The sequence below is a fragment of the Ochrobactrum sp. BTU1 genome, assembly GCA_018798825.1.
Classification (GTDB): Bacteria; Pseudomonadota; Alphaproteobacteria; order Rhizobiales; family Rhizobiaceae; genus Brucella.
Genome location: CP076356.1, coordinates 358,113 through 378,247 on the forward strand (window position 1 = coordinate 358,113; position 20,135 = coordinate 378,247).

Here is a 20,135-nt window from a genome sequence, read left to right on the forward strand (position 1 = left end):
ATGGCACTTTTTACGGAAAGTTTCATCATCACGCTGTTTCTCGGTGCAATCGCTGCGGGCACGCCGCTTTTGCTTGCAGGACTGGGAGAGCAATTGTCGGAAAAGGCAGGCGTACTCAATATCGGGTTGGAAGGCATGATTCTGGCCGGTGCCTATGCCGGTTTTCTTGCGGCGTGGACCACCGGCAGCATGGGGCTCGGCTTTGTAGGCGGTATCGCTGCGGGCGCGTTCGTCGCGTCGTTCATGGTGCTGTTTTGTGTGCGGCTAGGCCTCAATCAGATCGTCATCGGTATTGCTCTGACATTGGCAGTTCAAGGCATGACCGCGCTCCTGCATTTCGTACAGTTTTCGCAAACTTATCCACGCCTGGACGGGGTGCCGAAATGGCCTATCTGGCCTTTGGTCGAAATTCCGGTTCTTGGACCGATCCTGTTTAATCACAATCCGATCGTTTATGTAGCTGTCGTCCTTGTCGCAGTTTTCGCCTGGATTTATCGTATGACGCATCTCGGCACCGCCTTGCAGGCGGCAGGCGATAAACCGGCTGCGCTCGATGCGACCGGTGTGGATGTTGTCCGAACGCGAAGCGTTGCTGTGCTGATGACGGGCGCACTGGCCGGTCTCGGTGGTGCTTTCATGTCTGTTGCAGTTGCTGGCGTATTCATTCCGTTCATGAGCCATGGCAATGGTTTCATCGCCATCGTACTAGCAATGCTGGCGCGGGGTAGACCGTCATGGGTATTGGGCGGCGCACTATTGTTCGGTGCCAGCCTATCGCTGGCAACAGCCTTACAGGTCGCCGGTGTCAACGTGCCAACAGACGTCATTCAGATGTTACCATTTGCCATGGTGATGCTGGTGCTGTTGATCGCTGGTCGCAAAGCAAGCCTTCCACAAGCACTGGGCGAAAGCTTCGTGCGCGGAGCACGTTAGTCGCTGGGTACGCAAGGCCTGTTATGATGTGGTTTATAAGAACGAGGATCGGTGCACTAAACCGTAGGTATCGGATGCTGGTGGTACGGAATTGCTTTGGATTGAGACTGATCCCCCGGTCTCAATCCGGGGCAACATCTCCATATCTTGGCAGAGGCTGTAGTGATGGTGGGTGATGGCAATGGAGATGCCCACCGCAAATAGCGCAGCTCGGTGTTTTCGTCCGTTCGATGCTCACCCGGCGATGTGTGCATTAACTGACGGCTCGAAGCCGGGGGTTAAAGTTATCGCCCTGGCGGTTCAAGTTAATCGAGTTTCCAATGGCCATTTTGGCAGAAATCGCTGACGAGTTGCTTGAGTTGGTTTTGTACAGCCAAAACCGCGTTGCTTGTCCGGCTACGTTGCGCCGTGAACATAGCAAATTTTCTATAAAGGGCAGGCTTTGAGATTAGTGCGCTCGAATAGTTGTGAGGTGTACTTTCCGGTTCTGTCAGGCTCCAGCCCATGACCGTCATGCCCAAGCCAGCACGCACTGCGGCTTTGATGCTACCTGCACCTTCTATTTCAAGTGAAACATTCAGACTGAAGCCGGCTTTTTCGGCTTCACGCTCCATCAAAATACGTATGGCGTGCTTCCTCGACGGTAAAATCAGCGGCAAATCTGCGAGGTTCTGAAGCTCAATCTGCGGGCTTTTTCCTTTGAAATAGCCAGCTGCCCCAAGGACATATAGGCCCTCCCTGAAGGCCAATGGCGCATCCTTTCCTGCGACGTCTGAAAGGTTCACAACAATGTCGTAGCTGCCGGCTTCAAGCCCGCTTTTCAGCGTCTGGCTGTCACCTTCGCGTAAAATAAGACGCAAGCGCGGATATTTTTCTCGGCAGACCTTGATGAGAGGAGGTGCCAAAATAGGGGCAATCGAACTCACGACCCCCAAAATTACGTCGCCAGAGGGGACAGAAGCTTTCTCGCGTGTCGCATTCTCTGCACGCTCTAGCGCGTGAAGGATGCTTTGACAGTGAACAAGTAGCGTATCACCAGCCTCAGTGAGCACCATTCCACGGGCAGTGCGCGTTAGCAGCTTCACATTCAGCTCGTCTTCAAGAAGGCGAATGTGGTGACTGAGAGCTGGTTGCGCAATCCCAAGTTCGGCGGAAGCTTTTGTGAGCGAGCCATGCTCTGCGATGCTTACAAAATAGCGCATCCGGATGACAGTCAGGATCATGCGAACTCCTATGCGATAGCAGTGACAGCGGTACGTCGCGCCCATCCACTGGATGCGGGATCTATTGAGACCTAGTAATATAAAAATACTTTATGAATCATATTAGCATTATATATTTGATTGATTTTAATGCGCAATATATTCCTTCAAGCAATAAACGCTAAAAGCAAAAAAGCAGATTTTTTGGAGGAACAATGGTCCATCTTCACAGATTGGTCGATCGCCCAGACGCTACCTTGGTGTCTGCGCTCAGTGCATATGCACCCGCTACGATCCATGAAGCACAAGGAAGGCGTGGTGCGTTGTCATCGCGGATCAAACCGGTTGATCCTGCCATGAAGCTTTGCGGACCGGCATTCACCGTTAGCTGTGCTCCTCGCGATAATATTATGCTGCAGGTGGCAATCTCTTATGCATCGCCAGGCGATATCATCGTAGTCTCCGCTGGCGAATACGAGGAGGCGGGCTCTTTCGGTGATGTGCTCGCGAATGCATGTTTGGCAGCGAAGATCGGTGGCCTTGTCACCGATACCGGTGTGCGCGATACCGCGCAATTGCGGAAGCTTGGCTTTCCGGTCTTCTCGCTCAGTGTTTCGATTAAAGGTACGGTCAAGGAAACCTTGGGGGCAATCAATCAGCCAATCATTATCGGAGGAGAAACGATTAACCCGGGTGATGTGGTTTCTGGTGATGCAGATGGCGTCGTGGTTGTCCGTAAGTCCGAGGTTGCAAACGTAGTGGAGCAATCCCGGCTACGTGAAGAAAACGAGGCTGAATATATTGCAGCTTACAAGGCTGGAAAATCGGTTATCGAAGTCAGCAATCTAGAAGACAAGCTCCGTGATAAGGGCTTTGTGATAGGTGCCTGATCGAGCCGTTTTAAACCGAGGAATAATAAATTCGACCTCGGAAATTTAACAAATGGGGAATGACATGACTTATCTGAAATCGGTGTTGCTTGCGGGCTGTGTCTTTGTGGCTGGCGCAGCTGTTGTGACCTCCGCAAGCGCGGACGTCGTGAAAGACGTCAAGGAACGCGGCAAATTTATCTGCGGGACACTCGGTACTTCTGAGCCTTTTAGTTTCCAGGACGGCAAAACACGTGAGGTTGTTGGATATGAAGTTGATATCTGTCAGGCAATTGCTGACAGTCTCGGCGTGCCACTTGAGTTGAAGCTGATTTCAGTTGAGGCCCGCATCCCGGAACTCATTGCAGGCCGCGTCGATCTTGTCGCTGCCAATCTTGGCTGGAACCCTGAACGTGCCCAGCAGATTGACTATTCCAACCAGCATTTTGTCAGCATGCAGAAAATCCTTGTTCGTGCCGATTCCGGGTTGAAATCCTCTGACGAATTGGCGGGCAAGCGTGTGAGTGCCGTTCGCGGATCTAGTTCGGAGCGCGGCGCGCGTGAACATATAAAAGACGTGAATGTCCTGACCTTCAAGGATGGCGCGAGCGCGTTTCTTGCAGTTCAGCAAGGGAAGGTGAGTGGCATGGTGTCCTCTGAGATGGCGCATATAAAGTTACGCGATGCTGCGAAGAAAGATGGTGGCGTCGAAGTTACTATTCTCGAACCTGCTCTGTTTGCTGAACCATGGGGTCTTGGTATCAAAAAGGGGGAAGATGTATTCAAGGACCATGTGAATAAGGTTCTGTCTGATCTCGAAACTTCCGGAAAATTCGACCAGATTTTTGATAAGTGGTTTGGCGCTGAAACGTCGTTTGGCGGGTTGAAGCGGGAATTCAAGATTGAGGAAATCAAGGAGTAATTCGTTTGCTCCGATAGCAGCCCACAATGTGGGCTGTTTCTTAAATGAGTTTTCGCTTTGCTCTGCAAAGCGTACTTACCGGGAAGGCCATCACAAAGTGAGATGAGGCCATGCAGTACAATTTCGATCTTGGTATTATCTTCCAGGAACAATACTTTAATCTTCTCGTCTCCGGCTTCTCGACGACAATCTTGCTCACGCTGACTTCGCTTTTGCTTGCATTCTTTGTCGGCAGTGTTCTGACAGGTCTTCGGCTCACGGGCTGGTGGATTGCGGACAAGTTTGTCGCCGTTTATGTGGCTTTCCACCGAAACGTTCCGATGGTGGTCCATATCCTGTTTTGGTATTTCGGTGTTGCGGCCCTTCTGCCACAATCTGTGACGAACTGGCTTTATGATCACAATGCTGAATTCCTGATGGCGATGATCGCGATCGGTCTGGTCGGATCGGCCTACATTTCCGAAGATTTGCGTAGCGCCGTTCGCTCGATACCGGCAGGCCAGACAGAAGCTGCCCGTGCGCTTGGGCTAAACTACATATCGACATTGCGACGCATTATCCTGCCTCAGGCATTTCGCATCGCAGTACCGCCACTGGTCAGTCAGACAGTATTGATGTTCAAAAACACCAGCCTGGCTATGGCAATCGGTGTCCTAGAGCTTACGGCTGCGGGTCGGGAGATCGAAAACTACACCTTCAAAACATTTGAAATCTATGTCGTCATCACCGTGTTCTATCTCGTGTTCTCGCTATTAATCATGTGGGGTGGTAGTGTCCTTGCGCATCGCTATTCTACTGTCGTGCGCACAGACCCAGCATCCGTAAAGGCTGGCTGAGATGCTTGAAATCATTCAAAACAATTGGCTTTTGCTTCTCATTGGCTCCTATCCACATGGTCCTATTGGTGGGCTCGCTGCAACTTTGGGAATGGCAATAAGCAGCATATTGCTGGCACTGCCGTTAAGCATTCTGCTCGCTCTTGCCCGGCTTAGTCCTTTCGCAGCTGTTCGACTGCCGGCTATCGCTGTCATCTACTTCGTGCGCGGCGTGCCGCTACTGATGTTCATCTTCTGGGCTTATTTTCTTATTCCCCTTGTTACCGGTGCTTCCGTTCCTGGTTATGTCGTCATGATTGTCACGCTTGCCTTTTATGAAAGTGCATATCTTGCGGAGATTATACGCGCTGGAATTCAAGCACTTCCTGCTGGCCAGTACGAGGCAGGAAGAACTCTGGGGCTGCCGTATCTAAAAGTTATGCGGGTGATCATTCTTCCTCAGGCACTCTTCAACATGCTCCCGAGCATGCTCAATCAGTTGGTCTCGACGGTTAAGGAAACTTCACTGGCCTATATCATTGGAACGCAGGAATTAACTTTTGCTGCAGACCAGATCAACAATGTCCTGTTGACCAAGCCTTTTGAAGTATTTGGCCTGCTGGCACTGACCTACTTTGTTTTGAACTTCACGCTGACATCTATCGCGAAGTTTGCCGAGAATAAAATCAATGACAAGCGTTCTGGCGCCAGGTCGACAGTCGAAAGTGCAACGGTATGATAAAATTTTCGAACGTCTGCAAATGGTACGGCGAGTATAAGGCACTCGATGACATCAACGCTGGTGTCAGCCGCGGGGAAGTTGTTGTTATCTGTGGACCATCCGGTTCTGGTAAATCAACTCTGATTAGGACGATAAACCGTCTTGAAGCGATCCAGTCAGGGGAAATTCAGGTTGATGGCGTGAATGTAAATGCGCGGTCTACCAATATTGATGAGCTGCGCACGCATATCGGCTTTGTCTTCCAGCAGTTCAATCTATTTCCTCATCTGAGCGTGCTGGAGAACCTCACTCTTGCACCTTTGGAACTGAAAAAGGCCAAAAAGGCAGAAGCTCAGTCGCGGGCGACGGAGCTGTTGACCCGTGTTGGCCTTGCGCATAAGGCAAACGCCTATCCCCTCCAACTTTCAGGCGGTCAGCAGCAACGTGTAGCAATTGCGCGGGCTCTGGTGATGCGGCCACCAGTCATGCTTTTTGACGAGCCGACAAGCTCACTTGATCCTGAAATGGTCGGTGAAGTCCTGCAGGTTATGAAGGGGCTCGCCAGTGAGGGCATGACGATGGTTTGCGTCACCCACGAAATGGGCTTTGCCCGCGAAGTCGCAGATCGCATTTGGTTTATGGACGAAGGCCGTCTTATCGAAACCGCAACGCCATCTGAGTTCTTCGCAAACCCAAAAAGTGAACGAGCTAAAAAGTTCCTTTCCGAAATTTTGTAGGACACCGGTCCAGCACATGACAAGGCAGTGGCTAGCGGAGCGCTGGCTTGGTTCAGCGCCAGCCATAAAAGCAGAAGGACATTACAGTGATTGAGTTTCAACCTGCATCCCGGGTAAATCGTATCAAGCCATCTCCGAGTTCACTTGCTTCAGCGCGCGCACGGGATCTTAAGGCGGAGGGGCGCGATATTGTCGACCTCACCGTAGGGGAGCCGGATTTCGACACACCTGACAATATCAAGGAAGCGGGTATTGAAGCAATCAGGTCGGGCGATACGAAATACACTCCCGTTAACGGCACGGCGGCTCTGCGCAAAGCAATTCAAGCTAAATTTAAGCGTTCATCCGGCCTTTGCTACGAAAATGATCAGATATGTGTTGGGGGCGGCGCCAAGCAGATTATTTTTCTGGCGCTAATGGCAAGCGTTGAACGTGGAAGTGAAGTCATTATTCCTACCCCTTATTGGGTCTCCTATCCTGACATGGTGTTGGCTAACAATGGCAAACCAGTCATTGTGGAATGCCGTGAAGAAAATGGCTTCAAGCTCACCGCGGAAGCGCTCGAACAGGCCATTACCCCGAACACACGTTGGCTGATTATCAACTCGCCGTCCAACCCTTCCGGTTCCGTTTATACGCGCGAAGAACTCACTCAGCTTGCGGCCGTGCTTGTCCGGCATCCGCATGTATGGGTGCTCGCCGATGAAATCTACAATGAGGTCCTTTTTGACAGCAACGCACCGGACAACGTTGCAACTGTTGAAGCGAGCCTTAAAGAGCGCTTGTTTATCATCAACGGCGTCTCAAAGACCTATGCTATGACCGGTTGGCGCATCGGGTACGGTGTCGGAAACGTGAAGCTTGTTGCAGCGATAAATAAACTGCAATCACAAATGTCTTCCTGCCCGTCCTCGATCAGTCAGGCCGCTGCGGTGGAAGCACTTGATGGCGATCAATCTTTTATTACGACAGCTGCAAGCGTTTATCGTGGGCGGCGTGACCTTGCAGTCGGTCTTCTCAATGCAATTCCCTGCATTCGTTGCACGTCACCCAACGGCGCGTTCTATGTTTTTCCAAACTGCACCGGCGTTTTTGGCAAGGTAAAGCCAGATGGCAAGCAGATCGAAACTGATCTCGACTTCATCATCTACCTCCTCGAAAGCGTCGGTGTCGCTGCTCTTCACGGCAGTGCATATGGAATGCCGGGATACTTCCGGCTTTCAATTGCGACTTCGGAAGAGGTAATCCGGGAAGGCTGCACTCGTATCGCTGCTGCAATACAGGCACTGCGATAATTATTCATTCATCTACGATCAAGAACAGGGACGCACGCCAATGAGTGGTGACGTGTTACGCAGTAAACTGGCAACTGGTGCGAGCGTTACGATGTTCAATCCCCATCATGTTTCAACTGGACTGGCAGCTCGTCTGATTGAGCTCGGTGCCGATTCCGTGTTTCTTGATTGTGAGCACGGAACCTGGGGCTTTGATGATGTCCGCACGACGGTGCAGATTACACGATCTGTTGGCGGCGCTGCCGTCGTTCGTCCACACTCACATGAACGACCTATCATCATCCGCTATCTTAATGCAGGCGCAGATGGCATTATGGTTCCAATGGTTGAATCGGCGGAACAGGCGCGGTTAATCGTTGATGCTGTGCGTTATGCTTTACCTTCGGACCATGCGAAGCGACTGATCGTTGCGATGATAGAAACGACGTCGGCAATTGACAACCTAGAGGATATTCTTGCCGTTGAAGGTGTTGATGTCTTCTTCATTGGGCCTGGTGACCTCTCACAGGACATGGGGTTTCCTCCGGCTCCGCCATTTGGCAAGCCACGCCCTGAAGAGGTAATGGCAAAGGTCGCGGAAGCCATCGATAAAATCCGCAATGCGGGGAAGATTGCAGGTACACTGGCAACGCTTCAGGAAATCCCACACTGGCGGGCGAAAGGGGTGCAGTTCTTTTATATTCACTCCGATCCTTTCCTCCGCAATGGCATTATGGAAATTAAATCGACACTGGCATCTGTAGGACCCGATACATGACGTTTCCATTATTTGATCTTGGTGGCCGACGCGCACTCATCACTGGCTCCTCGCAAGGTATTGGTCTTGCAATCGCTGGCGGGCTGGCCGCGCACGGCGCCGCCGTTGTCCTTAATGGACGCGATGTCGCAAAACTTGACGCGGCGGCTGCCTGTTTGCGGGCGCAAGGCTTTTCTGTAGAGACGGCAGCGTTTGACGTGACGAATGCAAGTGGCGTGCAGCAAGGCGTTGCTGCAATTGAGGAAGATCAGGGTCCTATTGATATCCTGATTAACAATGCCGGTATGCAGTTTCGCTCGCCGCTTGAGGATTTTCCTGTTGATCGCTGGGATGAGTTGCTTAGGACAAATATCTCAAGCGCCTTTTATGCCGGACAAGCTGTTGCGCGCTTTATGATTAAGCGCGGCAAAGGCAAGATCATCAATATCGCGTCCGTTCAAAGTGAACTCGCACGGCCAGGGATCGCACCCTATACCGCAACAAAAGGCGCTATAAAGAACCTTACCCGAGGAATGTGTGCGGACTGGGCTCGCTATGGGTTGCAGATCAACGCTATTGCGCCGGGCTATTTCAAAACACCTCTCAATCAGGCGCTTGTGGACAGTGAGGAGTTTTCCTCATGGCTGCAAAACCGCACTCCTGCAGGACGCTGGGGTGAGGTGGAAGAACTGATCGGAGCAGCGGTGTTTCTGTCCGCGCAGGCATCGTCATTTGTAAATGGACACACTCTTTATGTTGACGGCGGGATCACCACTTGTCTCTGATTTAACGTCGCCGGCGCCGGTTATTGTGATGGGAGTTTCAGGCTGTGGCAAGTCATCCGTCGGACGACTTCTCGCGGTTAGCCTTGAGGCAGAATTTATTGAAGGCGATGATCTTCACTCGCCCCACAATGTCTCAAAAATGCAGGCTGGCATTCCACTCACTGACGATGATCGCTGGCCATGGCTTGATGCCATCGGCAACAGGCTCGCTTGGAACCCAAATGTGGTGGTGTCCTGTTCGGCACTGCGCAGAGTTTACAGAGAGCGGTTGCGGGTGGCGGCCGGGCGTCCGCTGACATTCGTTTGTCTGCAGGGGCCAAGGCAGCTGCTGTTTGAACGAATATCAGCGCGCCAGAACCATTACATGCCAGCCGCGTTGCTTGACAGTCAGTTCAACACACTTGAACTTCCGACAGACGAAGATGATGCGATCATCGTCGATATTGAGCGCTCGGCCCAGAATGTCGCTGATCTCGCGCTGCCGCTGATTGTCAGGCGGCGATGACGAACATTCCTCCAAATTATCACGGTGAAGCTATGTCAAAACCCGAAATTCTTCTGATGGGCGCTTATCCTGAATGGGATCTTTTAGCACTTCAAGCCTGTTATCATGTTCACAAGGTCTATGAAGCGCAGGATAGGGATGCTTTCATTGCACAGCATGCGCCGGAAATTCGCGCGATCGCGACCCGTGGTGAACTCGGCGCATCAGCCAGGCTGATGCAGGCACTCCCTAAGCTCGAAATTGTTGCCTGCTACGGCGTGGGTACTGATGCGATTGATTTGGCATATGCGCGAGGTGCCGGCATCCGTGTAACCAATACACCGGATGTTCTGACCGCTGATGTTGCCGATCTTGGCGTGGCATTGTTGCTCGCAACTGCACGCAAGTTACCGCAGGGAGATCAATTTGTCCGTGAGGGCAAATGGGCCAGAGGCAATATGGAAATGGTCACACGCGTCAGTGGGAAGCGTGTTGGTGTGGTCGGTTTTGGCCGGATCGGCGCAGCCGTTGCAAAACGACTGGCCGCATTTGATTGTGATGTTGCCTACTTCAGCAGAAATCAACGCGACGGTGTAGCCTATCCTTTTTTCAAAGATCTTCTGGAAATGGCAAAATGGTCGGAATTTTTGATTGTTACACTTTCAGGCGGTGATGCAACCCGAAACATGATCGACAGCGCTGTGCTAGAAGCGCTCGGTAAGCAGGGTATTCTGGTCAATGTTTCGCGCGGTTCAACTGTCGATGAAGCCGCACTTCTTAAAGTGCTGGAAAACAAAGCGATTAAGGGCGCTGGCCTTGATGTTTTCCTGAATGAACCAGAGATCGATGAGCGTTTTTTTGCTCTCGATAATGTTGTCGTTCAGCCGCATCACGGTTCAGGAACATTAGAGACGCGACAGGCGATGGGCAAACTTGTGCGCGACAATCTGGCTGCCCATTTCGCCGGGTTAGACCTACTTACTTCAGTTGTGTGAGGAAACGCCATGCAAGCTATTGTCATTCATGCCGCAAAAGATTTGCGTATTGAGGAACGCGTGCCTGAAACGGCAGGGGTTGGTGAAGTAGAAGTGAAGATTGAAGCCGGCGGCATTTGCGGCTCCGATCTGCACTATTATAACCATGGTGGCTTTGGTACGGTTCGCCTGCGTGAACCCATGGTGCTTGGTCACGAAGTCGCCGGAACGATTGTTGCTTTGGGCGATGGCGTATCCGGTCTTGCCATCGGTGACCGGGTTGCTGTTTCACCCAGTCGTCCCTGTGGTGATTGTGACTATTGTCACAAAGGTATGCAGAACCACTGCATCAATATGCGTTTTTATGGAAGCGCAATGCCCATGCCGCATATTCAGGGCGCATTTCGCCAGCGGCTTGTTGCCCGACAGGCGCAATGTTTCAAGGTCGCAGACGACATCTCCATCAATGAAGCAGCATTGGCTGAGCCATTTGCAGTGGCTTTGCATGCGGCTGCGCGCGCAGGCAGTCTGTTGGGCAAGCGTGTCCTGGTGAGTGGTTGTGGTCCGATCGGTGCGTTGGCCATCATTGCAGCGCGCGCACATGGTGCCTGTGAGATTGTGGCAACAGACGTAATGGATGCGGTACTAACAAAAGCTCTAGCGGTTGGTGCGGATAAAGTTCTCAATATCCGCAAAGATCCGCAGGCCCTTGCAGCTTATGCTGCAAATAAAGGCTATTTTGACGTGCAGTTTGAGGCCTCTGGCAATGAACAAGCTATCCGCAGTGGGCTTGAGGTGTTGAGGCCGCGTTCTGTTCTCGTTCAGCTTGGGCTCGGCGATGAAATGTCACTTCCGCAGAATACCATCGTTGCAAAAGAAATCGAATTGAAGGGCACATTCCGCTTCCATGGCGAGTTTGGTCTGGCCGTTGATCTCATCAACACGAAGCGCGTCGACCTCAAGCCGCTCTTATCAGCTGTTTATCCGTACGAGGATGCAATCAAAGCGTTCGAAATAGCTGGAGATCGTAGTCAGTCTATGAAAGTTCAGCTAAGTTTCTGATCCAGGATGGGGAAACGCGCTTGCGCCGCAAGGTGCCGGCACTCTTCGGGAAAAGAAATGAAAATGGAGGAATTTAATGTCGCAAGCTGAAATAGGCCTGATTGGCCTCGGTGTTATGGGGTCGAATCTGGCGCTGAATATTGCCGAGAAGGGCAACCGCATCGCTGTATTTAATCGTACCGTCGAAGCGACCAGAAAATTTTATGAGGAAGCGGGCGAGCTACAGAGCCAGATCATTCCTTGCGAGACGATCGAAGAATTCATTGCTGCAATTCGTCCGCCACGCCCGATTATCATCATGATCAAAGCCGGCGAGGCCGTCGATCAGCAGATGGAGGCGCTCTCCAGCCACCTCTCTGATGGTGACATTATGATAGATGCAGGCAACGCGAATTTCCGCGATACCATGCGCCGTTTTGAAAGCCTCAAAAACAGTGGCCTGACCTTTATTGGTATGGGTGTTTCAGGTGGCGAAGAGGGGGCACGACACGGCCCTTCGATCATGGTTGGCGGCACCGAGGACTCTTACAATCGCGTTCAGTCAGTTCTCAAATCGATTGCCGCAAAATATAATGGTGAACCATGTGTTGCCTGGCTTGGTGAAAATGGTGCGGGCCATTTTGTGAAAACCATTCACAACGGCATTGAATACGCCGATATGCAGATGATCGCCGAAGTTTACGGAGTTCTGCGTGATGGACTTAAAATGTCGGCTGGCGAAATTAGTGAAGTGTTTGGGTCGTGGAACAAGCGACGCCTGAACTCTTATCTGATCCAAATTACCGAAAAGGTACTTGCCGCGAGCGATCCCGTCAGCGGAAATCCTGTTGTTGATGTTATTCTTGATAAAGCAGGCCAAAAAGGCACCGGGAAGTGGTCTGTAATTGAAGCGCAGAACATGGGCGTCGCTGCAACCACGATTGAAGCAGCTGTTGCCGCGCGTTGTATTTCCGCGCTAAAACAAGAGCGTATCGCAGCCGAGAAAATTCTCGGAATGCCGCCAGTCCCGGCATTGTCCGTCGAAGACAGAGCCATCTTTATTGATGATCTGGAAAATGCGCTCCTGGCCGCCAAAATTGGCGCTTATGCTCAGGGATTTGCAACACTTGCTGCCGCTTCACGGGAGTTCAACTGGAATCTACCAATGCCCACTATCGCGAAGATCTGGCGCGAGGGTTGTATTATTCGCTCCCAGTTCCTTAATGAGATTGCGAGTGCATTTGAAGCTGCGCCGGACGTTGCCAATCTTATTGTGACGCCAGCTTTTGCAACCTTGATCAATGAAACAGATGGCGCATTAAGGCGCGTTGTTTCGACCGCAGTACTGGCGGGTCTGCCAGTGCCTGCTCTCGCATCGGCACTGGGCTATTTTGACAGCTATCGCCGTTCACGCGGCACGGCCAATGTCATTCAGGCGCAGCGCGATTTCTTTGGCGCACACGGCTTTGAGCGGGTTGACGGCAAAGATATTCCTCACGGCCCTTGGGGCATCAATAGTTGAACCGAAAGAGCGAGCTAAGGTCATTGGAAGTTTATCATGTTGCCTATTTCTTGAGTGGCAATCAATCAGATCGGCAGATGCTTGTTTCTGCATTTAAATTTTATGCCGTTAAACCGGTCCTTCCGCCAATGGCCCCATTACAGTCGGTAGAATTCCGGGGACCCTGACTGGCGATCAAGCGGCCGTGCTGGCACACAACGATGGCCGCTTCGCTAGCTTATTCGTCTGGACCGTACTGCCTGTTTCGTGTCCCGAAGCCGCCCAAAAGCTATTGCGGTGGAGTTGGGGACGTACAAAATTGATGGCCGGTGCGGCGGCATCGGCCTATATGAAGAGGGAGCCGTTTCCAACGACGCAGCACAGACTGGGCTAAGAACGGTAATATCGCAGCCTTATTTGCTTTCTCCGTCCATAAAGCGCATGGTGATCATCACGACAGCATTTGAAACGGGCGCTGTCATTCAGGCTTAGAATGCCTGGCCCGCAACAAAGGAGGACCCCATGTCTTCCAACGCCTTGAATTACAGAAACATTACTATGATTTCGCGTCTACTCAGGGAGGTTCGCAAGCCCGGCGACACGCAAGAATTGCGCACCGATGCTGCACGCTACCTTGCGCGACGGTTTCAGGAGGGAACATGTGACGAAGGTCGACTGAATATCGCGTTGAAACAATTCGCCAAGAAGCATCGAACAATGGCGAAAGCCGTTGAGCGTTGGGATGATGAAGGTGGCGCAATTAAAAGCGAAACATAATGGCCCTTTCATTTCCAGACCCTGGCTGAAGTCTCGATGATTTAACGACGGGCGTCCGATTTGTCAGCTACGATTTAATGACTTCGGTTCCATTTTTAATCGATAAATCCGCACTTGAGAAATACGGTGTCATCGCTGCCCCGGAATCATCGCATCTGGTTGCCTTCGACGCTTTACGCAACTAGATCTACGATGTTATCCGCAAAGTTTATTCCCAGGTTCGGCAAACTTCCTATCGGATCACTCTGGAAGACATGAAGTAAGTCGGTCTACAGATCTTGAAGTTAAGGTAAACCTATCTGCGTTCACTTTTTAGCATTTATTGCAAGCGCATCAAAGCGATATGGGCAGCTTGCGTCCTCATAGATCGCACCGTTAAAGCATGTAATGAGGGTAAAATGCTGGCCATTAACGGCAGCTTTGTGTTTCCCTCACGAACGTTCCGGAGCCATGTCGACGCTCGACAATGCCGGCGAAAACCAACATCCCGATCGCCTCTCTTAAAGTGGCCCGCGACACGTTAAGAGATTGCGCCATGTCTTTTTCGTTTGGTAGGCGTTGATCTTCTTGCCAGCATCCCTCCTGGATCGCGAGCCGCACCTTCTCAGCGACTTGTATGGAAAGTGGCTGATTATCCAGGGGTCGCAACCATTCGGCGGGGTTATCAAGATGAACCTGGTCTTTTGTCATGTTAATCCATCCCCATAGCTTTGGACGAGTCGGAAATTCGCATTGCATAGCGTCGGGCCAGGATCGCTCCAACAAGGATCTGGATCTGATTATAGAGCATGATAGGCAACACGATCATGCCAAATCCTGGCACGCCTGCAAAAAGGACTTGGGCCAGTGGAAGTCCTGATGCAAGGCTTTTCTTTGACCCGCAGAACACAGCCGCAATTTCATCTTCACGAGCGAAACCTAACCAGCGCGACCCCGTCATGGTGAAGCTAATCACAAAAGTGAGGACAAGAAGGCAAAGCGCAACAGCAGTGATGAGGCCCGATGTCGGCAGGACATGCCAAAGACCCGCGGTGACAGACTGAGAAAAAGCAGAATAGATAATGAGCACAATCACCGACTGATCGTAGTTTTCCAGCCAATGTTTGCGCGTTGCAAGGAGTGGACCCAGCCAGCGATGGCAGGCTTGCCCCAGTCCAAACGGTATAAGAAGTTCAAATACTACATCGCCTAATGCATGTCCGAGATCAATCGATCCGGACGAACGCATAAAAATCGCCATCAAAATTGGTGTCAATAAAAGTCCGAAGACGTTCGAACCCGCCGAATTGCATACTGCTGCCGGAACGTTGCCTTTTGCAATAGCGGTATAGGCAATAGAGCTGGAGATCGCCGAAGGAAGAACTCCCAGATAAATGAACCCGAGGACAAGGTCGGGCGGCAGGATTGTTTCGGGAATGAGGCGCAGAGGCTGCACGATCAGTGGGAAGATGATGAATGTCGTCGCAAAAATAAATAAATGAAGCTGCCATTGCTTCAGCCCTGAAACGATTGCGCGATGAGACAATGCGGCTCCATGGCCAAAAAACAACAGGGCAACGCCGATAGAACCTAATGTACTGACGATGTCGGATGCGCTCCCGGTTGCTGGTAAAATGGTTGCCAGCACAACCGCAGCAATCATCAAAATCAAAAACGGATCAAAACGCATCAATTATTCACCTTAAATTGGTCGGCTTGACCGACAGTTGATAGGAGACTAGGTGTGGAGTGAAATGGTCTGCAAATTGGTATGGAAAAACAGTGATGAGTGACCGAATGTCGACCGCGGAAGCTATGCAACGGATGCTAAGCTTCTTCGAAAAAGAGCGGCTGGGTCCTCAGGACAAAATACCGCCCGAGCGGATTCTATCGACCAGACTTGGTTGCAGCCGTGAAACGACACGAAAAGTTCTACGCCAGCTTGAGATCGAAGGTCTGGTTTGGCGTCATCAGGGCAAGGGCACTTTCATGGGTAGCCCGTCCTCAGACGTCGAACGGCCGATTGAGCGCATCATCGAATCTGCATCCGCTCGGGATCTTATGGAAGCAAGGCTTGTTTACGAACCAGCATTGGCTGCAGCTGCAGCATTGAATGCCACTCATGACGATCTCGACAGTTTGCGTAACCTTGCTGTTGCCACTGGGATGGCCAAGGATTGGCGCGAATATGAGCGTCTCGATGACGCTTTTCATAAGGCCGTCGCACGTGCAAGCGGAAACGCCTTGCTTGCTGCGATCTTTCGCTCTCTCGCGTCTGTGCGAGCGCGCTCGAAATGGCAACGCACCCATGATGCGATCTTTCGCGAGGCACGTAAACGCGAATATGCGAGCCAGCAAAGTGAGATGCATATTGCGATCGTTGATGCGATTGAAGCTCGTGATATCGATCGGGCTCACCTGACCATGTATTCACATCTAAAGCTGATCAGTTCACTAGAGCATGCCTCAAGCTGATATAGCTATGAGATGCACGGAGGTGCCGATGATGATTGGATATCATTTCTGATTAGGAACGCTAGAAGTTTTGGGCAAGCGCTGCTCGTGACGGAACGCCTATTCACGCACGTACGCGGCCGCGGTCTTCGCAGATGGAAACAGCACAGGCGCAGCGCAGCTCCAGTTTCTTTGTGAGGCAGGATTTTCAGTTGATGCTGCAACGAATCCCCTGGTGACCATTAACTTCTATACGGTTGGGGACGTGCTTGAGGATCACGCCCGTGAAAGCGATACGAGCGAACGCAATGGCACAAGGAACCGTGCTTGCTCCGCCTTTGCTTAGTGTCGCGGTCAATAGTTGGAACGGAGTGAGACCCGATGCAACGTTTGATCGGGGCTCTCATTGATTGTCGATGGCTTGGCAAATAGAATGCGCGCAATGGATGAAGTCGGTGAACTCGCGAATTGACGAAGGTAATCCGGGTAACGGACTGCAGGGAACGCTCCACAAGTATTTTTGCTTGCCAGTCTATCAGTTCGTCCGAATAAGCGCGTTGAAGCAGTTCCACCAATAATTCGCGCGTAGACCCAATGCGGCATCTTGCGGCGGCGACCGATATGGAATCGAGCCAGTCTGCAATTTCGACAAATGAAAGAAATTAGGCCGCAGCTAGTGCTTCTCTCAGAAGGTATTTGAGACAAACAAGAGAATTTCACTTCGGTTTATCAAATGTTCTGATAAATTTGCTATCTTCTGGCGAATTTGGTCGCCGGAGAGAAAGTGCTCTGATGCTAGGTCCCGTTTTTTTCTCGCCGTCACGTGAACTTACGATTGGTGAGGTTGCTGACTATACCGGTGCGACCCTTCTCGACCAAACACATGCTTCGCGTATCGTCACCCGTCTTACTTCTATCGCAGACGCAGGCGAAGGAGCCCTCGTTTTTTTGGAGAACACGAAGAACTTCGGAGAGTTCAAGAACATGAACGTTGCAGCTGTTCTTTGTACCGAAGCCGTCGCCACCAGTCTTTCCGGCGACACAGCTGTTTTAATTACGCCCCATCCGCGCCGCGATTTCTCATCGGTCGGACGCATGCTGTTCCCTAATGCTGTACGCCCGGAAAGCTGGTTCGGAAATACGGGCATTTCTCCGGAGGCAATTATTCATCCCACCGCGCATGTAGGGGTTGGTGCAACGATAGAGGCCGGAGCGGTCTTAGGCAAAAACGTCATAGTCGGTGCAGGCTCACTCGTATCGTCCTCCGCTGTTATTGGAGCAGGATGCCAGATTGGGAGCGACTGCTACGTCGCGCCCGGCGTTTCTGTTCAGTTTGCCCTCATCGGTAACACTGTTTCCCTGCATCCCGGCGTGCGCATCGGGCAGGACGGCTTTGGCTTTGGGGCGGGCGTTGGAAGCGTAGAAAACATACCTCCGCTGGGGCGCGCCATTATTGAAGATGACGTTGAAATAGGTGCGAACACCACAGTGGCTCGGGGCGCGCCCGGCGATACAATTATAGGCGCTGGCACCAAAATCGATAACCTTGTTCAGATCGCACAGAGTGTTCGTATCGGGCGCTTCTGTCTGATCGCCGCGCATTGTAGTATTTCCGCCAGTTGTATAATTGGCGACAATACTATGCTTGGGGGCCTTGTCAGTGTTGCTGACCACACGGTGATAGGGACAAGTGTGGGGGTGGCAGCCGGTAGCGACGTTATAAACAATATTCCCGATGGCGAACGGTGGGGAGGGGTACCGGCCCGCCCTATCAAGCAATGGTTCCGCGATATTGTGAATGTACGCGATATTGAACGGTCGAAACATAGCGGACAATACATACGCTGAAATAGAGAGTGGCGTTGACGCGTAAAATCATATCCGCTCGAACAATCTACATCACTTAGTGGAAGTCCAGGACGATCTGGCAGGTTTTGCGTGTGTTTTCTTACAGGAAATGCATTTGGGCACCTACCTCCACAAGCGCTACGTAGATCGGCTATTTCGGGGGAATAGACTTGCTCCAAGGTTCCTCATCGAAAGCATCGGCCGTTTTCAGATGAGCGCCGCGAAGAATCAGGTCGGGGGGGCGTGGACTGAACTTGAAGAAAGGTATGGAGAAGACGGTCAGGCCACCGGAGAGCCGGTGTGCTCGTAGTGGCCATTGGGACAGATTGGGATAATTTAATATTAGCCGGCCAAATGTTTAACCGCTGTTTTGGCAATTCAATTGATAAGCATATTGACGAGTAGCGGAACGACAAGGGAGGTCGCAATTGCATTGAGCGCCATCGCAATCCCGGCAAACAGCCCCGCGGTCTCGTTGACATCAAAGGCGCGCGCAGTTCCAATGCCGTGCGATGTCAGACCAACAGCAAATCCCCGTGCCGCATAGTCGGTTATCCGCATTGCGTTCATGAAAGGAGTGACGACGAGCGCTCCGATGATACCCGTGAGTATGACCAGCACTGCAGTCAGCGGCGGTGTACCGCCAAGCGTGAAAGAGATTGCCATCGCTACCCCTGCCGTTGCCGATTTCGGAAGGAACGAAATCAATACTTCATTTGAGAGATTGGCCCATTTGCCCATTACAACGACGGAAAAAACAGAAAAGAAGCAGCCGGCGACCAACGCGGACACCATGGGTATAAGGGTTTTGCGCACCTGGTGCCATTGGCGGAACAGAGGTACGGCGATGGCAACGGTAGCGGGGCCAAGCAGGAAGTGGATAAACTGGGCTCCCTCAAAAAATCTCTCATAGGGCACATCGAAAATCAAAAGGAGGCTGGAGAGCAGTACGATGGAAATCAAGACTGGGTTAGCCAGCGGATGACGCCTTAACCGGACTGATATTTCTGTTGCTGCGATCCAAGAACATAAGGTGAGTGTGAGCCAAAGCAAGGGCGAAGCTGAAAGATAGACCCATAGTTCAAGGGGATGCTTCATGGCGTTATCTCTTCCCCATGACACGTTGAACGAGAATGAAGGTCCAGACCGTCACCGCCAATGTCAATATCGCTGAGACAACGACGATCGCTAGGATTGCAGTGGCTTGCCCCTGGATCTGGCTCCACATCGCAACTAGCCCGACACCCGCCGGAACGAAGAGCAGTCCGAGATTTCTAAGAAATCCGTCGGCCGCTGTTTCAGCTTGAGTAAAAATGTTCCAGTTGAGTGTTTTGCACAGCTGCATGGCTGCAAACAGGAGTACAAGTCCCACAACGGGCCCCGGTACGGGGAACCCACTCATGAATATGATACTTTCGCCAGTGAGCTGGAACAACAAAAGTAACGCGATACCCTTGATCATTAAGGCTTCGTCTCCGACTAAAGCAAGCTTCTCGAAAGTGAGATTGGGTTTGGGATCGATCATGCTTAAAAACAAATGGGTCAAGCAGTTTCAATAAGCGAGGAAGACTGGAATACCCGACAAACTCAACAACAGTTTAAACGAGCCGCAGTCGGGTAGTCTATAGGATCTCCGGCGATAGTGTTTTTCAGATTTGAGTGGAATTCTACTTGAAGAGTTGAACTCATACCCTTTCCAGATGCCGCTTCAAAAGTGCGCAATCTGCATGCTGGTGGGAAGTGCGGAGATATGTCGCCCATGATGCGGCTCTAATAATTCCGATGAGTGGACATTATGCCCAAGGAAGCCGGCTTTTTGCGGCGTCGGTCATTTTTGTGTGGTGATGCCGATCCGCGGGAGCATTGCCTTGGCCGTAGTTCAACCACGGTAAGCACCGAAGTCTGGCGTCAGGTTCAAGACGGACCAACGTGGCTGCATCAGCTCGATCCTCCTTCATATTCTTTGAAAGCTAATTGGATCTGCGCCGCCGGCAGCGGTGCATTCTAGCCGAGGTGGTTCACTGTTGCAGGTAAGTTTAGTTTATAAATGTTACTTTACATT

Annotated in this window: 21 protein-coding genes and 1 pseudogene; 17 read left to right on the top strand and 5 right to left on the bottom strand. The window is 51.6% G+C overall.

Going from position 1 to position 20,135, the window contains the following annotated elements:
• On the top strand, window positions 1-933 hold the full coding sequence (locus tag KMS41_20830; protein ID QWK81010.1) for an ABC transporter permease: 933 nt from the start codon (window positions 1-3) through the stop codon (window positions 931-933).
• Window positions 934-1,238: 305 nt separating this feature from the next.
• On the opposite strand, the gene KMS41_20835 is transcribed toward KMS41_20830, so the two are convergent.
• Window positions 1,239-2,156 (bottom strand): LysR family transcriptional regulator, encoded by a 918-nt coding sequence (locus KMS41_20835; GenBank protein QWK81011.1) that lies wholly within the window; start codon window positions 2,154-2,156, stop codon window positions 1,239-1,241.
• 194 nt (window positions 2,157-2,350) lie between these two features.
• On the opposite strand from KMS41_20835, the gene KMS41_20840 reads away from it, so the two are divergent.
• The 13 genes from KMS41_20840 to KMS41_20900 all read left to right on the top strand — a co-directional run bounded on the left by KMS41_20840 (window position 2,351) and on the right by KMS41_20900 (window position 13,792).
• Window positions 2,351-3,025 carry a 4-carboxy-4-hydroxy-2-oxoadipate aldolase/oxaloacetate decarboxylase gene (locus KMS41_20840; protein QWK81012.1) on the top strand — a complete coding sequence of 225 codons (675 nt, stop codon included), beginning with the start codon at window positions 2,351-2,353 and terminating at the stop codon, window positions 3,023-3,025.
• Window positions 3,026-3,098: 73 nt separating this feature from the next.
• On the top strand, window positions 3,099-3,926 hold the full coding sequence (locus KMS41_20845; GenBank protein ID QWK81141.1) for an ABC transporter substrate-binding protein: 828 nt from the start codon (window positions 3,099-3,101) through the stop codon (window positions 3,924-3,926).
• Window positions 3,927-4,036: 110 nt separating this feature from the next.
• Window positions 4,037-4,762 (top strand): amino acid ABC transporter permease, encoded by a 726-nt coding sequence (locus KMS41_20850; GenBank protein QWK81013.1) that lies wholly within the window; start codon window positions 4,037-4,039, stop codon window positions 4,760-4,762.
• A 1-nt stretch (window position 4,763) separates the two neighbouring features.
• A complete protein-coding gene (locus tag KMS41_20855; protein QWK81014.1) occupies window positions 4,764-5,480 on the top strand; it encodes an amino acid ABC transporter permease in 717 nt (238 codons plus the stop codon).
• Entirely contained in the window at window positions 5,477-6,199 is a 723-nt protein-coding gene (locus KMS41_20860) for an amino acid ABC transporter ATP-binding protein (GenBank protein ID QWK81015.1), read from the top strand. The genes KMS41_20855 and KMS41_20860 overlap by 4 nt, the downstream gene beginning before the upstream one ends.
• A gap of 86 nt (window positions 6,200-6,285) precedes the next feature.
• On the top strand, window positions 6,286-7,494 hold the full coding sequence (locus KMS41_20865) for an aspartate transaminase (GenBank protein ID QWK81016.1): 1,209 nt from the start codon (window positions 6,286-6,288) through the stop codon (window positions 7,492-7,494).
• A 40-nt stretch (window positions 7,495-7,534) separates the two neighbouring features.
• Window positions 7,535-8,251, top strand: coding sequence for a 2,4-dihydroxyhept-2-ene-1,7-dioic acid aldolase (locus tag KMS41_20870; protein QWK81017.1), 717 nt, complete (start codon window positions 7,535-7,537; stop codon window positions 8,249-8,251).
• Window positions 8,248-9,015: an SDR family oxidoreductase gene (locus tag KMS41_20875; GenBank protein QWK81018.1), complete on the top strand. Its 768-nt coding sequence runs from the start codon at window positions 8,248-8,250 to the stop codon at window positions 9,013-9,015. The genes KMS41_20870 and KMS41_20875 overlap by 4 nt, the downstream gene beginning before the upstream one ends.
• The gene (locus KMS41_20880) at window positions 8,984-9,520 is read left to right on the top strand and encodes a gluconokinase (protein QWK81019.1); all 537 of its coding nucleotides are present in this window, start codon (window positions 8,984-8,986) and stop codon (window positions 9,518-9,520) included. The genes KMS41_20875 and KMS41_20880 overlap by 32 nt, the downstream gene beginning before the upstream one ends.
• A gap of 32 nt (window positions 9,521-9,552) precedes the next feature.
• Window positions 9,553-10,494, top strand: a complete 942-nt coding sequence (locus tag KMS41_20885) for a 2-hydroxyacid dehydrogenase (GenBank protein QWK81020.1) — start codon at window positions 9,553-9,555, stop codon at window positions 10,492-10,494.
• 9 nt (window positions 10,495-10,503) lie between these two features.
• Complete coding sequence (locus tag KMS41_20890; GenBank protein ID QWK81021.1) at window positions 10,504-11,535, top strand: L-idonate 5-dehydrogenase; 1,032 nt, start codon at window positions 10,504-10,506, stop codon at window positions 11,533-11,535.
• A 76-nt stretch (window positions 11,536-11,611) separates the two neighbouring features.
• Window positions 11,612-13,036 (top strand): NADP-dependent phosphogluconate dehydrogenase, encoded by a 1,425-nt coding sequence (gene gndA / locus KMS41_20895; GenBank protein ID QWK81022.1) that lies wholly within the window; start codon window positions 11,612-11,614, stop codon window positions 13,034-13,036.
• 501 nt (window positions 13,037-13,537) lie between these two features.
• On the top strand, window positions 13,538-13,792 hold the full coding sequence (locus KMS41_20900) for a hypothetical protein (protein QWK81023.1): 255 nt from the start codon (window positions 13,538-13,540) through the stop codon (window positions 13,790-13,792).
• Between the two features lie 408 nt (window positions 13,793-14,200).
• On the opposite strand, the gene KMS41_20905 is transcribed toward KMS41_20900, so the two are convergent.
• The gene (locus KMS41_20905; protein QWK81024.1) at window positions 14,201-14,482 is read right to left on the bottom strand and encodes a GntR family transcriptional regulator; all 282 of its coding nucleotides are present in this window, start codon (window positions 14,480-14,482) and stop codon (window positions 14,201-14,203) included.
• Between the two features lies 1 nt (window position 14,483).
• Entirely contained in the window at window positions 14,484-15,464 is a 981-nt protein-coding gene (locus KMS41_20910; protein QWK81025.1) for a bile acid:sodium symporter, read from the bottom strand.
• Window positions 15,465-15,556: 92 nt separating this feature from the next.
• On the opposite strand from KMS41_20910, the gene KMS41_20915 reads away from it, so the two are divergent.
• The 3 genes and pseudogenes from KMS41_20915 to lpxD all read left to right on the top strand — a co-directional run bounded on the left by KMS41_20915 (window position 15,557) and on the right by lpxD (window position 18,073).
• On the top strand, window positions 15,557-16,246 hold the full coding sequence (locus tag KMS41_20915) for an FCD domain-containing protein (GenBank protein ID QWK81026.1): 690 nt from the start codon (window positions 15,557-15,559) through the stop codon (window positions 16,244-16,246).
• A 12-nt stretch (window positions 16,247-16,258) separates the two neighbouring features.
• Window positions 16,259-16,697: pseudogene (locus KMS41_20920) on the top strand (TetR/AcrR family transcriptional regulator C-terminal domain-containing protein).
• A gap of 320 nt (window positions 16,698-17,017) precedes the next feature.
• Window positions 17,018-18,073 carry a UDP-3-O-(3-hydroxymyristoyl)glucosamine N-acyltransferase gene (gene lpxD / locus KMS41_20925; GenBank protein ID QWK81027.1) on the top strand — a complete coding sequence of 352 codons (1,056 nt, stop codon included), beginning with the start codon at window positions 17,018-17,020 and terminating at the stop codon, window positions 18,071-18,073.
• Between the two features lie 378 nt (window positions 18,074-18,451).
• Here the strand turns inward: lpxD and KMS41_20930 are convergent, their stop codons facing one another.
• Window positions 18,452-19,171 carry an LrgB family protein gene (locus KMS41_20930; GenBank protein QWK81028.1) on the bottom strand — a complete coding sequence of 240 codons (720 nt, stop codon included), beginning with the start codon at window positions 19,169-19,171 and terminating at the stop codon, window positions 18,452-18,454.
• 4 nt (window positions 19,172-19,175) lie between these two features.
• Window positions 19,176-19,535 carry a CidA/LrgA family protein gene (locus KMS41_20935; GenBank protein QWK81142.1) on the bottom strand — a complete coding sequence of 120 codons (360 nt, stop codon included), beginning with the start codon at window positions 19,533-19,535 and terminating at the stop codon, window positions 19,176-19,178.
• Between the last annotated feature and the right edge of the window lie 600 nt (window positions 19,536-20,135).

Coding starts and splice junctions, on each gene's coding strand:
- KMS41_20935 (QWK81142.1), bottom strand. CDS start 19,535: ATGATCAAGGGTATCGCGTTACTTTTGTTGTTCCAGCTCACTGGCGAA.
- KMS41_20905 (QWK81024.1), bottom strand. CDS start 14,482: ATGACAAAAGACCAGGTTCATCTTGATAACCCCGCCGAATGGTTGCGA.
- KMS41_20870 (QWK81017.1), top strand. CDS start 7,535: ATGAGTGGTGACGTGTTACGCAGTAAACTGGCAACTGGTGCGAGCGTT.
- gndA (QWK81022.1), top strand. CDS start 11,612: ATGTCGCAAGCTGAAATAGGCCTGATTGGCCTCGGTGTTATGGGGTCG.
- KMS41_20840 (QWK81012.1), top strand. CDS start 2,351: ATGGTCCATCTTCACAGATTGGTCGATCGCCCAGACGCTACCTTGGTG.
- KMS41_20885 (QWK81020.1), top strand. CDS start 9,553: ATGTCAAAACCCGAAATTCTTCTGATGGGCGCTTATCCTGAATGGGAT.
- KMS41_20855 (QWK81014.1), top strand. CDS start 4,764: ATGCTTGAAATCATTCAAAACAATTGGCTTTTGCTTCTCATTGGCTCC.
- KMS41_20890 (QWK81021.1), top strand. CDS start 10,504: ATGCAAGCTATTGTCATTCATGCCGCAAAAGATTTGCGTATTGAGGAA.
- KMS41_20860 (QWK81015.1), top strand. CDS start 5,477: ATGATAAAATTTTCGAACGTCTGCAAATGGTACGGCGAGTATAAGGCA.
- KMS41_20880 (QWK81019.1), top strand. CDS start 8,984: ATGTTGACGGCGGGATCACCACTTGTCTCTGATTTAACGTCGCCGGCG.
- KMS41_20875 (QWK81018.1), top strand. CDS start 8,248: ATGACGTTTCCATTATTTGATCTTGGTGGCCGACGCGCACTCATCACT.
- KMS41_20835 (QWK81011.1), bottom strand. CDS start 2,156: ATGATCCTGACTGTCATCCGGATGCGCTATTTTGTAAGCATCGCAGAG.
- lpxD (QWK81027.1), top strand. CDS start 17,018: ATGCTAGGTCCCGTTTTTTTCTCGCCGTCACGTGAACTTACGATTGGT.
- KMS41_20850 (QWK81013.1), top strand. CDS start 4,037: ATGCAGTACAATTTCGATCTTGGTATTATCTTCCAGGAACAATACTTT.
- KMS41_20900 (QWK81023.1), top strand. CDS start 13,538: ATGTCTTCCAACGCCTTGAATTACAGAAACATTACTATGATTTCGCGT.
- KMS41_20915 (QWK81026.1), top strand. CDS start 15,557: ATGAGTGACCGAATGTCGACCGCGGAAGCTATGCAACGGATGCTAAGC.
- KMS41_20930 (QWK81028.1), bottom strand. CDS start 19,171: ATGAAGCATCCCCTTGAACTATGGGTCTATCTTTCAGCTTCGCCCTTG.
- KMS41_20830 (QWK81010.1), top strand. CDS start 1: ATGGCACTTTTTACGGAAAGTTTCATCATCACGCTGTTTCTCGGTGCA.